Below are 12,301 nucleotides of genomic sequence, written 5' to 3' on the forward strand. Positions count from 1 at the left end.
CACCGGCCTTCGTTATGCGAAGGCCATTGTTGTTCGTGCGCCAAACTCCTGCTGCGGAGTATGGGTCCCGGCTTTCGCCGGGACGACGGCTACTGGACCAGAACTACTGCAACACCTCAAAAAGCCCCGCCGCGCCCATGCCGCCGCCGACGCACATGGTGACGACCGCATATTTCGCCTTGCGGCGGCGGCCTTCGATCAGAGCGTGGCCGGTGAGGCGCGCGCCCGACATGCCGTAGGGATGGCCCACCGCGATCGCGCCGCCGTCGACGTTGATCTTGTCGGGGTCGATGCCGAGCTTGTCGCGGCAATACAGCACCTGCACCGCGAAGGCTTCGTTCAGCTCCCACAGGCCGATGTCGTCGACGGTGAGGCCATGACGCTTGAGCAGGCGCGGCACCGCGAACACGGGGCCGATGCCCATCTCGTCCGGCTCGCAGCCGGCGGAGACGAAGCCGCGGAAGATGCCGAGCGGGTTCAGCCCGCGCTTCGCCGCTTCCTTGTCGCTCATGATCACGCTCGCGCTGGCGCCGTCAGAGAGCTGGCTGGCATTGCCGGCGGTGACCGAAAAGCCTTCACCGCGCACGGCCTTGAGGCCGGCGAGACCTTCAGCTGTGGTCTCGGGGCGCGGGCCCTCGTCCTGCGAGAGCGTGACGTCCTTGAACGAGACTGCACCGGTCACCTTGTCGGTCACCGCCATCTTTGTGGTGATCGGCGCGAGCTCATCCTTGAACTTGCCGCCTTGCTGGGCCGCGGCAGTGCGGCGCTGGCTCTCCAGCGAATATTCGTCCTGCTTCTCCCGTGAGATGCTGTAGCGCTTGGCCACGATTTCGGCGGTGTCGATCATGGGCATGTAGACCTCGCCCTTGATCTCGAGCAGCGCCGGGTCCTGCGCATGGAAGCCGTTCATCTTGTCGTTCTGCACCAGCGAGATGGACTCGCCGCCGCCGCCGACCGCGATCTCCACACCATCAAAAATCACCGAACGTGCGGCGAGCGCGATCGCCTGCAGTCCCGAGGCGCATTGCCGGTCGATGGTGGTGCCGGCGACCGTGACGGGGAGACCGGCACGGAGCAGCGCCTTGCGCGCGATGTTGCCGCCGGTCGCGCCCTGCTGCAGGGCTGCGCCCATCACGACGTCCTCGATCTCCTTGGGGTCGACCTTGGCGCGCGCGACGGCCGCGCCGATGGCGTGGCCAAGCAGGGTTGCGCCCTCGGTAGCGTTGAGCGCGCCGCGATAAGCCTTGCCGATCGGGGTGCGGGCGGTGGAAACGATGACGGCGTCGGTCAAGAGCGATCTCCTGATGCAAGTCGGGTGGCAAGTTGGGCGGATTGTGATGGTTTCTGCTGCTGGCGCAACTCATGGCGCGACAGCTTTCCGACCGGCGTGCGCGGCAGATCGTCGACGAATTCGACCTCCGCCGGCAATTCGTGCCTGCCGAGCTTGCCGACGAGCTGCGCGCGCAGCTCGTCGAGCGAGAACGACTTTGCGCCGGGCCTGAGCTTGATGAAGGCCTTTGCGGCCTCGCCGCGATACGAGTCGGGAATGCCGAGCACGATCACCTCGTGCACGCCTGGTATGGTGTAGATCGCCTGCTCGATCATTTGCGGATAAACGTTGAAGCCGCCGGAGATGATCATGTCCTTCTTGCGGTCGACCAGGAAGAAATAGCCGTCGCTATCGACATAGCCGATGTCGCCGGTGACGAAGCGGCCGTCGACGAAGGCCTCCGCGGATCCCTCGGGCTTGTTCCAGTAGCCCCTGGTGACGTTCGGGCCCTTGATGCGGATCTCGCCGACTTCGCCCGGCGGCAATACGCGTGTCGGATCGTCCAGCGCGACGACGTCGAGCTCGATGCCGGGCAGCATCAGGCCGATCGAGCCCGGCTTGTCGGGACCAACCGGCGGATGGCCGGTGCCGGGCGAGCAGGTCTCGGTCATGCCCCAGCCGCTGCGGAGCTTCTTGCCGACCTTGCGTTCAAAGAAATTTGCGACCTCCACCGGCAGCGGCGCGCCGCCGGAGCCGATGGTGGCCAGCGAGGAGAAGTCGCGCTTGTCGAGATCGGGAAGGGCCGCGATCGCGATCCACATCGTCGGCACGCCGGGGAAATAAGTGGCGCGCCTGATTTCGATGTCGCGCATCACCGCTTCGACGTCAAAACGCTGATGCAGCGAGATCAGATTGCCGCGCCTGAGCGAGGACAGCAGCACGACTGTGAGCGCATAGATGTGGAACAGCGGCAGCACGCAGATCACGCGCTCGACCACGTCGCCACGCGTCGCGCGCGACGGCTTGCCCCAGACGTCGTAGATCGACACGGCCGAGGTGAGATTGCCGTGGGTCAGCATCGCGCCTTTGGGCAAGCCGGTGGTGCCACCGGTATATTGCAGCAGCGCGACGTCGTCGGCGCTCACTTGCGGCCACTCTGCCGGCGCGGTGGCGCCCTCGACAAAGGCCTTGAAGGTGACGATGCGGGGATCGCTGGGGATCGCAGCCTGCGGCGTGCCGACCTTACCCCAATTATTGTCCTCGCAGACCACCAGGCGGTCGATCAGGCCCTTCTCCAGGAATTTCAGCGCGGTCGGCAGCAGCGCCGCGAGGTTGGACGTGACGAGCAGGCGCGAACCGGAATCGGAGACCTTGTGCGTCAGCGCGATCTCGCCGTCGAGCGGTGAGAGATGCGCGACGCGGGCGCCGGCCTTCAGCGCGCCGAAGAAATTGACGGGATGGTCCGGCGTATTGCCGAGGAACAGCGCGATGGAAGTATTCTTGCCGCAGCCGGCGCGCAGGAACGCGGCAGCCGCACGCTCCGCCATCGCGGCGAGCTCGGTGTAGCTAATCGGACGATCGCGAAACTCGAGCGCGGTGCGCGCACCGTAGTCAGCGGCGGCTTTCGACAGCAGGTCAGGGAGCGTGCCCTGGACGATGGCGTCGTCCCAACGCACGCCCTCGGGATAAAACTGTTCGCCGGGATGGGTCATTGAAGGCCGTTACTTTGCAAACGTGAGGCGGGCACGGACAGACGGGCTCCCTTCCCCCTTGTGGGGACGGGTTGGGGAAGGGGGTGGCCACAAACGTCTGCGCCCGGGGCTATCCCCCTCCCTGACCCTCCCCCACAAGGGGGGAGGGAACGGAGAGGGCGTTGCCCGGGGCGAGACATCACAGCCACCCCAATCCAATCACGCCGCTTTCGAGCCCGCCGCGAGCGACGCGAAGGTCTTGCCTTCGGCCGCGAGCTTCTTCAGCAGTGGCGCGGGCTCGAGGCTCGGATCGTTGGTCTCCTTGGCATAGAAGGAGAGACGATCGGCGATGTGCTTGAGGCCGACGGTGTCGGCCCAGAACATCGGGCCGCCGCGGTAGATCGGCCAGCCATAGCCATAGAGCCAGACCACGTCGATGTCGGACGGGCGCGCGGCGATGCCTTCCTCCAGGATCTTCGCGCCCTCGTTGATCATCGGGTACATCATGCGCTCGAGGATCTCGTCGTCGCTGACGACGCGCTTCTTGCGGCCCAAACGAAGGAGCGTCTCGTCGATCAGCTTCTCGACTTCGGGATCGGGCAGCGCCGAACGGGAGCCGGCTTCGTATTTGTAATAGCCCTTGCCGGTCTTCTGGCCGAAGCGCCCGGCTTCGCAGAGCGCGTCCGCGATCTCCGACTTGATGCCGCGGTCCTTGCGCGAGCGCCAGCCGATGTCGAGGCCGGCGAGGTCACCCATCGCGAACGGCCCCATCGGCATGCCGAACTTCGTCACGACGGCGTCGACCTGCTGCGGAAGCGCGCCTTCGAACAGCAGCTTCTCGGACTGCTTGCCGCGCTGGGCCAGCATGCGGTTGCCGACAAAGCCGTCGCAGACGCCGACCACGGCCGGCACCTTTGCGATTTTGCGCGCGATCGAGACCGCGGTCACAAGGGCATCCGGCGCGGTCTTGTCGGCGCGCACGATCTCGCACAATTTCATGACGTTGGCGGGCGAGAAGAAGTGCATGCCGAGCACGTCCTGCGGACGCTTGGTCGACTTCGCGATCTCGTCGATGTTCAGGTACGAGGTGTTGGAGGCGAGCACAGCGCCCGGCTTGACGTACTGGTCGAGCTTGCCGAACACTTCCTTCTTCACCGCCATGGTCTCGAACACGGCCTCGATCACCAGGTCAGCATCACCGACGTTCTCGATGCCGACGACGCCGTTGATCAGCGCCATGCGCTTGGCGGGCGCATCCGCCGGGATGCCACCACGCGCAGCGGTCGCTTCCCAGTTCTTCTGCATGATGCCCATGCCGCGCTTGAGCTGCTCCTCGCCGGTCTCGATCAGGGTGACGGGAACGCCGGCATTGGCAAAGGACATCGCGATGCCGCCGCCCATTGTGCCGGCGCCGAGGATGGCGACGCGGTTCACAGGCCGCGGCTTGGTCCCCTCAGGAACGCCGGCGATCTTGCTGGCCTCGCGCTCGGCGAAGAAGGCATAACGCTGCGCCTTGGACTGATCGCTGGCGACGAGCTTCAGGAAACCTTCGCGCTCCTTCTTGAGGCCTTCGTCGAACGGCAGGTCGATGGCGTAGCCGACGGCGTCAGCCGCCGCGAACGGAGCTTCCAGGCCGCGCGACTTCTTGGTCATGGCGGCGACCGCGTTGGTGAAGATCGAGCGATCGACCTTGGCCGCCGCGATCTTGGAGTCGTCGTCACGCAGACGGCGCAGAGGACGCTTTTCAGCCAGCAGCTTTCGTACGAAGGCTTCGCCTCCGGCGGCCGGGCCCTCGACGATCTCCTCGATAAGGCCGTTCTTCAGAGCTTCCGCCGCACCGATCGGATCACCGCCGACGATCATCTTGACCGCGAGCTCCGGTCCGACTGCGCGCGGCAGGCGCTGGGTGCCGCCGGCGCCCGGCAGCAGGCCGAGCTTCACCTCGGGCAGGCCGAGCTTGGCTTCCTTCACCGCGACGCGGAAATGACAGGCGAGCGCGACCTCGAGGCCGCCACCGAGCGCAGTGCCGTGAATCGCGGCCACGACCGGCTTCGGTGAATTCTCGATCTCGGAAAGCACGTCGTTGAGGGCGGGCGCCTTCGGCGGCTTGCCGAATTCGGTGATGTCGGCGCCTGCGATGAAGGTGCGGCCGGCACAGGTCAGCACGATGCCCTTGATGGCGGGATCGGCGATTGCGGCCTTGATGCACTCCAGAATTCCGCCGCGAACCGCGGCGCTCAGCGCGTTGACCGGAGGGCTGTCGACCGTGACGATCCCGACTTCGTCATGACGCTCAAGCTTGACCACTTCGCTCACGGTGTCCCTCCTTGGTGGGGTAACTTTTGTTCAATTTCGCACTGCGGAATTTAATTCCGCATCTTGACGGCAGGGTTATTTTGAAGCACGTGGCTTGTCAACGACTCCGCGCAAGAAGCAGATCTGGGATGAAGCGTACAGGAAAGAAGACCGCGACCGATCGGAATTTCGTCGTCGCGCTTTCCCGCGGACTAGACGTATTGCGCGCATTCCAGCCCAGCGACGGACTTCTTGGCAATCAGGAAATCGCGGCCCGTACCAATTTGCCGAAGCCGACCGTTTCGCGGCTGACCTATACCTTGACCAAGCTCGGCTATTTGACGCCGGTTCCCCGCTTCGAGAAATATCAGCTTGCGCCGGCCGCGATGGCGCTCGGCTACGCCGCCTTGTCCAATCTCGGCGTTCGGCATTTGTCCGAACCGTTCCGCGAGGAAATGATGCGCGCGACCGGCGGAGCCGTTGCCGTCGGCGGCCGCGACCGTCACAGCATGATCTATTTCGGGCAAAGCCGCGGCAGCGAGACGGTCGGCGTTCAACTTGACGTCGGCTCCCGCGTGCCGATTGCAACCAGCGCGATGGGCCGCGCCTATTTCTGGGCGCTCGAGGAGAACGATCGGGCGGAACTGTCTCGTGTCTTGCGCGAACATTACGGCAGCCGCTGGCCAAAGATGCGCGACGGGCTGGAACGTTCCGGCGAGACGGTCGCGAAATACGGATTTGCGATTTCGGTCGGCGACTGGCACGACGACATCGGCGCCGCCGGCGTCGCACTCAGGCTCAACGACGGAACCGGCCCCTACGCATTCAATTGCGGCGCGCCGGCATTCCGCTTCACGGAAGAGCGTTTGATCAACGACATTGGACCGCGTCTGCTTGCGATGGTAAGGAACATCGAAGCGGCACTTGGGGGTCTGATGCCGCATTCCAAAAAAGACGTCAGCAAAAAGCTGAAATCAGGAGGGAAAGTTGCGCGTGTGGCCGAGGGGATCAGATAGCCTTTGTTGTCATCGAGAGCGGTTCACATCGCTCCTTCGCTCACCGAACAGAGTGGGCGAGACGAGATGACGCAGGCACAGCTCGCGCAGGGGACATCGCCCCTGCTCGCGGTTCGCGACGTCAGCGTCGTGTTCGGCGGCATCGTCGCGCTCAACGGTGTGTCCTTTGACATGCACAAGGGCCAGATCCTCGGCTTGATCGGCCCTAACGGCGCCGGCAAGACCACGCTCTTCAACTGCCTCTCGCGGCTGTACCAGCCGTCGTCCGGCGACATCCTGATGGAGGGCGCAAGCATCCTGACGCGCCCGCCGCACCGGATCGCGGAGATCGGCATCGGCCGCACTTTCCAGAACGTGGCGCTGTTTCCGAATTTGTCGGTGATGGACAATGTCCGCGTCGGCACCCATGCCCGCACCTCCAGCGACATCATCAGCGACTCGCTGCGGCTGGCCTGGGTTCGCCGCAGCGAGAGCGACGTCAACAAGAAGGTGCATGAGATCCTCGCCTATCTCGACCTCGAGGACGTCGCCCACACCGTCGTGTCGGGCCTGCCGTTCGGCACGCAGAAGCGCGTCGAACTGGCGCGCGCGCTCGCTGCCGATCCGAAGATCCTGCTGCTCGACGAGCCCGCCGGCGGCCTCAACCACGAGGAAGTCTACGTGCTCGGCGACCTCATCCGCCGCATCCGCGACGAGCGCCACATGACCGTGCTGCTGGTCGAGCATCACATGGGCCTCGTGATGTCGATCGCCGACCACGTCGTCGCGCTGAATTTCGGCAAGAAGCTCGCGGAAGGCACGCCGGCCCAGGTGCAGGCGGATCCCGACGTCATCAAGGCCTATCTCGGGAGCAAGGACCAATGACGACACTGCTCAACGTCAAGGACCTGCGCGCCTATTACGGCCAGGTCCAGGCGCTCCACGGCCTCTCCTTCTCGCTCAGCGAGGGATCGCTGACCACGCTGCTCGGGGCCAACGGCGCCGGCAAGACCACCACGCTGCGCGCGATCTGCAACATGGTGCGCTCGACCGGCGGCATCGAGTTCGACGGCAAGCCGCTGAACAACCGCTCCACCGAAAGCATCGTACGATTCGGCATCGCCCATGTGCCGCAGGGCCGCGGCACCTTCACCACCATGACGGTGGAGGAAAACCTCCAGCTCGGCGCAATCACCCGCAAGGACAGCGCCGGGATCGTCTCCGACATCGAGCGCATGTATGCGCATTTCCCGGTGCTCAAGCAGCGCCATACCCAGCAGGCCGGCACGCTCTCGGGCGGCGAGCAGCAGATGCTCGCGGTCGCCCGCGCGCTGATGCTGCGGCCGCGGCTGATGCTGCTGGACGAGCCTTCGTTCGGCCTGGCGCCGCTGGTGGTGCGCGACCTGTTCGGTATCCTCGGCAAGATCAATCGCGAGGACAAGGTGTCGATCCTGGTGGTCGAGCAGAACGCCCAGCTCGCGCTCGAGCTCGCCGACCAGGCCTATGTGATCGAGACCGGACGCATCGTGATGTCGGGCAACGCCAAGGACATCGCGAACAACGAAGAAATCCGCAAATCCTACCTGGGTTACTGAGGAGCCGGCACGATGGAGCTGTTCACCAACCAAGTGCTGGCCGGCATCGCCACGGGCGCGATCTACGCCTGCATGGCGCTCGCCGTGGTCATGATCTACCAGGCGATCGACCATCTCAACTTCGCGCAGGGCGAGATGGCGATGTTCTCGACCTTCATCTCCTGGCAGCTGATGCAATGGGGCATTCCCTATTGGGCCGCCTTCGTGATCACGCTGGCATTGTCCTTCGTCGGCGGCATCGCGATCGAGCGCATCCTGTTCAAGCCGCTCGCCAAGGCGCCGGTGCTGACCAACGTCGCCGGCTTCATCGCGCTGTTCGCGATCATCAACTCCTCGGCCGGCCTGATCTGGGACTTCACCATCAAGCAGTATCCGACCCCGTTCGGCTCCTCGCCGTTCCTCGGCAGCCAGCTGATTTCGACCCACCAGGCCGGCATGATCGGCGTGACGGTGCTGCTGCTGCTCGGCCTCTACTTCTTCTTCCAGTACACCAAGATCGGCCTCGCCATGCGCGCGGCCGCCTCCGTACCTGAATCGGCCCGGCTGGTCGGCATCAACACGAGCTGGATGATCGCGCTGGGCTGGGGCATGGCGTCCGCGATCGGTGCGATCGCCGGCATGCTGATCGCACCGGTCGTGTTCCTCGAGCCCAACATGATGGGCGGCGTGCTGATCTACGGCTTCGCCGCGGCGGTGCTCGGCGGACTGACGAGCCCGTTCGGCGCCGTGGTCGGCGGCTTCCTGGTCGGTGTCTTCGAAAACCTCGCCGGCACCTACATTCCCGGCGTCGGCAACGAGTTGAAGCTCCCGATCGCGCTCGCGCTGATCATTTCCGTCCTGGTCGTCAAACCCGCTGGCCTGTTCGGCCGGCAAATCGTCAAGCGAGTTTGATCATGAGCGCTGCAGAAGACGTCGTCACGGAAGCCCCGGCCGTCGAGGCGGTTCCGAAGCGGGCGATGACGCTGGGCACGGGCACCTCCCTGTTAGTGCTGGCGGTGCTGTTGATCGTGCCGGTGTTCGTCAAGAACTTCATCATCTTCCAGATGACGATGCTCCTGATCTACGGGCTCGCGGTGCTGGCCTTGAACATCCTGACGGGCGGCTCCGGCCAGTTCTCGCTCGGCCAGAGCGCCTTCTACGCCGTGGGCGCTTATACGTCGGCGGTGCTGATGGAGTACTTCAACGTCAATTATGCGCTGACAATTCCGATTTCCGCGGCGGTCTGCTTCGCATTCGGCTACCTGTTCGGCAAGCCGGCGCTGCGGCTATCGGGCGTCTATCTCGCGCTCGCGACCTTTGCGCTTGCCACCGCGATGCCGCAGCTGCTGAAGCTGAATTTCCTCGAGCACTGGACGGGCGGCGTGCAGGGCCTCGTCGTCACCAAGCCCGACGCGCCGTTCGGGCTGCCGATGTCGCAGGACACCTGGCTCTACTACTTCTCGCTCGCCGTCGTGCTCGCGATCTACATCTTCTCGGTAAACCTGCTGCGCTCCCGCTCGGGCCGTGCCTTCATGGCGATCCGCGACAACGAGATCGCGGCCTCCTCGATGGGCGTCAACGTCGCACTGTACAAGACGCTGGCCTTCGGCGTGTCCGCCGGCATCACCGGCGTTGCCGGCTCGCTTGGCGCCATCGCCGTGCAGTTCGTCGCGCCCGACAGCTACACGATCACGCTGGCGATCTCGCTGTTCCTCGGCATGGTCGTCGGTGGCGTCGGCTGGCTGCCCGGCTCGTTCGTCGGCGCAGCTTTCATCATCTTCGTGCCGAACATGGCGGAGGGCATCTCCAAGGGCCTCTCCGGCGCCGTATTCGGCGTACTCCTGTTCGCCGTCATCTACCTCGTGCCGCACGGCGCGAGGCAGATCGCGATCATGGGCCAGCAGCTCGTCGGCCGGCTCAAAGAACTGACAACCCGTTGATTAAGCTAAGGAGACCCGAATTGTTTTTTGAAAGAACACTGCGAACCGCTGCGCTGGTGACGGCAACGGCGGTCATCACTCTCACCTCCGGCGCCGCATTTGCCCAGAAGAAATACGACACCGGCGCGTCCGATACCGAGATCAAGATCGGCAACATCATGCCGTATAGCGGTCCGGCGTCGGCCTATGGCATCATCGGCAAGACCGAAGAAGCCTATTTCAAGATGATCAACGACAAGGGCGGCATCAACGGCCGCAAGATCAACTTCGTCACCTATGACGACGGCTATTCGCCGCCGAAGGCCGTCGAGCAGGTCCGCAAGCTGGTCGAGAGCGACGAAGTGATCGTCGTGTTCAACCCGCTCGGCACGCCTTCGAACAGCGCGATCCAGAAGTATTTGAACGCCAAGAAGATCCCGCAGCTGTTCGTCGCCACCGGCGCCACCAAGTGGAACGACCCGAAGAACTTCCCCTGGACCATGGGCTGGCAGCCCTCCTACCAGAGCGAAGCGCAGATCTACGCGAAATGGCTGTTGAAGGAGAAGCCGGACGCCAAGATCGCGATCCTTTATCAGAACGACGATTTCGGCAAAGACTACCTCAAGGGCACCAAGGACGGCCTGGGCGCCAAGGGCGCGTCCATGATCATCATGGAAGAGAGCTACGAGGTGTCGGAGCCCTCGATCGACGGTCACATCGTCAAGATCAAGGCGGCCAATCCCGACGTCCTGCTGATCTACGCGACACCGAAGTTCGCCGCCCAGACCATCAAGAAGACCGCCGAGCTGAGCTGGAAGCCGCTGCAGATCCTCACCAACGTGTCGATCTCGGTCGGCAGCGTGATGAAGCCGGCCGGCTTCGAGGCCTCGCAGGGCGTGTTGTCGGCAGCCTATGCCAAGGACTCCACGGACCCGCAGTGGGCCAACGACCCCGGCATGAAGAAGTGGAACGAGTTCGTCGACAAGTACATGCCGGGTGCCGACAAGTCCGACACCAGCATGGTCTATGGCTACGGCGCGGCGTCGACGCTGACCAAGGTCCTGGAAATGTGCGGCGACGATCTGACCCGGGCCAACATCATGAAGCAGGCGGCCTCGTTGAAGGATTTTGCACCGGACACCCTGCTGCCCGGCGTCAAGATCAACACCGGCCCCACCGACTTCGCCCCGATCGCACAGCTCCAGATGCAGCGCTTCAAGGGCGAGAAGTGGGAACTCTTCGGCGAGATCATCAGCGGCGACATCGCCACCGAGTGACACTCTGACGCTATAGTCCGACACGTCGAGAAGCCCCCGCGAACGATCGCGGGGGCTTTTTGTTGACGTCCCGCATCATTCTTGTTCAATGCGGCGGCGATCCGTTCCGGGTGGAGAAAGATGACTGCCGTTCGATTTCAGGTTGCGGGCGTTCTGGCCGCATTCGCGTTGTGCACTGCGATGGGCAACCCGGCCCTGGCGCAAAAGAAATACGACAGCGGCGCTTCCGATACCGAGATCAAGATCGGCAACATCATGCCCTATAGCGGCCCGGCCTCCGCCTATGCGGCGATCGGCAAGGCCGAGGAAGCCTATTTCAACAAGATCAATGCCGAGGGCGGCATCGGCGGCCGCAAGATCAAGTTTATCTCCTACGACGACGGCTATTCGCCGCCGAAGACGGTGGAGCAGGCCCGCAAGCTGGTCGAGAGCGACGGGGTGCTGCTGATCTTCGGCTCGCTCGGCACCTCCACCAACGGCGCCATTCGCAAATACATGAACGAGAAGAAGGTGCCGCAATTGTTCGTGGCGAGCGGCGCTTCGAAGTGGAACGATCCGAAGCAATATCCCTGGACCATGGGCTGGCAGCCGAGCTACGCCAGCGAGGCGCGCATCTACGCCAAGTACATCATGAAGGAGAAGTCGGACGGCAAGATCGGCGTGCTCTACCAGAACGACGATTTCGGCAAGGACTATCTGAAAGGACTGAAGGACGGCCTTGGGCCCAAGGCCTCGACGATCGTGCTGGAAGACAGCTACGACACGTCGGAGCCGGCAATCGACGAGCACGTCGTGAAATTGAAGGCCTCCGGCGCCGACATCTTCGTCAGCATCACCACGCCGAAATTTGCGGCACAGGCGATCAAGAAGGCGGCCGAGATCAACTGGCATCCGGTCCACATCATCTCCAACGTCTCGGCCTCGGTCGGCGGCGTGCTCGAGCCGGCGGGGCTCGAGATCTCGCAAGGGATCCTGTCGGCGAGCTACACCAAGGACGGGTCCGACCCGCAATGGAATGCCGACGACGGCATGAAGAAGTTCTACAACTTCCTCGCCAAATACGATCCCAAGGCCAACAAGCTGGATGCCGGCGTGGTGTTCGGCTATGCCGCCGCGCAGACCATGGTGAAGGTGCTGCAAATGTGCGGCGACGATCTCACCCGCGACAACGTCATGAAGCAGGCCGCTTCCTTGAAGGATTTCGAGCCCGACACCCTGTTGCCCGGCATCAAGATCAACACCGCAGCCGATAATTTCGCCCCGATCGAGCAGCTCCAGAT

10 protein-coding genes are annotated in these 12,301 nt (G+C 63.9%); 7 read left to right on the forward strand and 3 right to left on the reverse strand.

The window, feature by feature from the left end:
- Positions 1-103: 103 nt before the first annotated feature.
- The 3 genes from IVB47_RS02925 to IVB47_RS02935 form a co-directional block, all read right to left on the reverse strand.
- A complete protein-coding gene (locus tag IVB47_RS02925) occupies positions 104-1,291 on the reverse strand; it encodes an acetyl-CoA C-acyltransferase (RefSeq protein ID WP_247459723.1) in 1,188 nt (395 codons plus the stop codon).
- Positions 1,288-2,982 carry a dicarboxylate--CoA ligase PimA gene (pimA, locus tag IVB47_RS02930; protein ID WP_247459725.1) on the reverse strand — a complete coding sequence of 565 codons (1,695 nt, stop codon included), beginning with the start codon at positions 2,980-2,982 and terminating at the stop codon, positions 1,288-1,290. The genes IVB47_RS02925 and pimA overlap by 4 nt, the downstream gene beginning before the upstream one ends.
- Positions 2,983-3,180: 198 nt before the next feature.
- Positions 3,181-5,277 (reverse strand): 3-hydroxyacyl-CoA dehydrogenase NAD-binding domain-containing protein, encoded by a 2,097-nt coding sequence (locus tag IVB47_RS02935; protein WP_247459727.1) that lies wholly within the window; start codon positions 5,275-5,277, stop codon positions 3,181-3,183.
- A gap of 128 nt (positions 5,278-5,405) precedes the next feature.
- Here IVB47_RS02935 and IVB47_RS02940 point away from each other — a divergent pair, with 128 nt between their 5' ends.
- The 7 genes from IVB47_RS02940 to IVB47_RS02970 all read left to right on the forward strand — a co-directional run.
- On the forward strand, positions 5,406-6,272 hold the full coding sequence (locus IVB47_RS02940; protein WP_007599713.1) for an IclR family transcriptional regulator: 867 nt from the start codon (positions 5,406-5,408) through the stop codon (positions 6,270-6,272).
- A gap of 66 nt (positions 6,273-6,338) precedes the next feature.
- Positions 6,339-7,136 (forward strand): ABC transporter ATP-binding protein, encoded by a 798-nt coding sequence (locus IVB47_RS02945; RefSeq protein ID WP_007599710.1) that lies wholly within the window; start codon positions 6,339-6,341, stop codon positions 7,134-7,136.
- Entirely contained in the window at positions 7,133-7,846 is a 714-nt protein-coding gene (locus IVB47_RS02950; protein WP_007599709.1) for an ABC transporter ATP-binding protein, read from the forward strand. The genes IVB47_RS02945 and IVB47_RS02950 overlap by 4 nt, the downstream gene beginning before the upstream one ends.
- A gap of 12 nt (positions 7,847-7,858) precedes the next feature.
- Complete coding sequence (locus IVB47_RS02955) at positions 7,859-8,737, forward strand: branched-chain amino acid ABC transporter permease (RefSeq protein WP_007599708.1); 879 nt, start codon at positions 7,859-7,861, stop codon at positions 8,735-8,737.
- Positions 8,738-8,739: 2 nt separating this feature from the next.
- On the forward strand, positions 8,740-9,765 hold the full coding sequence (locus IVB47_RS02960; protein ID WP_247459730.1) for a branched-chain amino acid ABC transporter permease: 1,026 nt from the start codon (positions 8,740-8,742) through the stop codon (positions 9,763-9,765).
- A 20-nt stretch (positions 9,766-9,785) separates the two neighbouring features.
- Positions 9,786-11,021 carry an ABC transporter substrate-binding protein gene (locus IVB47_RS02965; protein ID WP_027570167.1) on the forward strand — a complete coding sequence of 412 codons (1,236 nt, stop codon included), beginning with the start codon at positions 9,786-9,788 and terminating at the stop codon, positions 11,019-11,021.
- A gap of 120 nt (positions 11,022-11,141) precedes the next feature.
- Positions 11,142-12,301: ABC transporter substrate-binding protein (locus tag IVB47_RS02970; protein ID WP_247459732.1), on the forward strand; the 1,160-nt coding region annotated here is incomplete at its 3' end.

Source organism: Bradyrhizobium sp. 62 (genome assembly GCF_023073035.1).
In the GTDB taxonomy this organism is placed as follows: Bacteria; Pseudomonadota; Alphaproteobacteria; order Rhizobiales; family Xanthobacteraceae; genus Bradyrhizobium.

What these genes read in the sequence shown, in the direction of transcription:
- IVB47_RS02950 (WP_007599709.1), top strand. Translation starts at nt 7,133, where the DNA reads ATGACGACACTGCTCAACGTCAAGGACCTGCGCGCCTATTACGGCCAG.
- pimA (WP_247459725.1), bottom strand. Translation starts at nt 2,982, where the DNA reads ATGACCCATCCCGGCGAACAGTTTTATCCCGAGGGCGTGCGTTGGGAC.
- IVB47_RS02945 (WP_007599710.1), top strand. Translation starts at nt 6,339, where the DNA reads ATGACGCAGGCACAGCTCGCGCAGGGGACATCGCCCCTGCTCGCGGTT.
- IVB47_RS02940 (WP_007599713.1), top strand. Translation starts at nt 5,406, where the DNA reads ATGAAGCGTACAGGAAAGAAGACCGCGACCGATCGGAATTTCGTCGTC.
- IVB47_RS02955 (WP_007599708.1), top strand. Translation starts at nt 7,859, where the DNA reads ATGGAGCTGTTCACCAACCAAGTGCTGGCCGGCATCGCCACGGGCGCG.
- IVB47_RS02960 (WP_247459730.1), top strand. Translation starts at nt 8,740, where the DNA reads ATGAGCGCTGCAGAAGACGTCGTCACGGAAGCCCCGGCCGTCGAGGCG.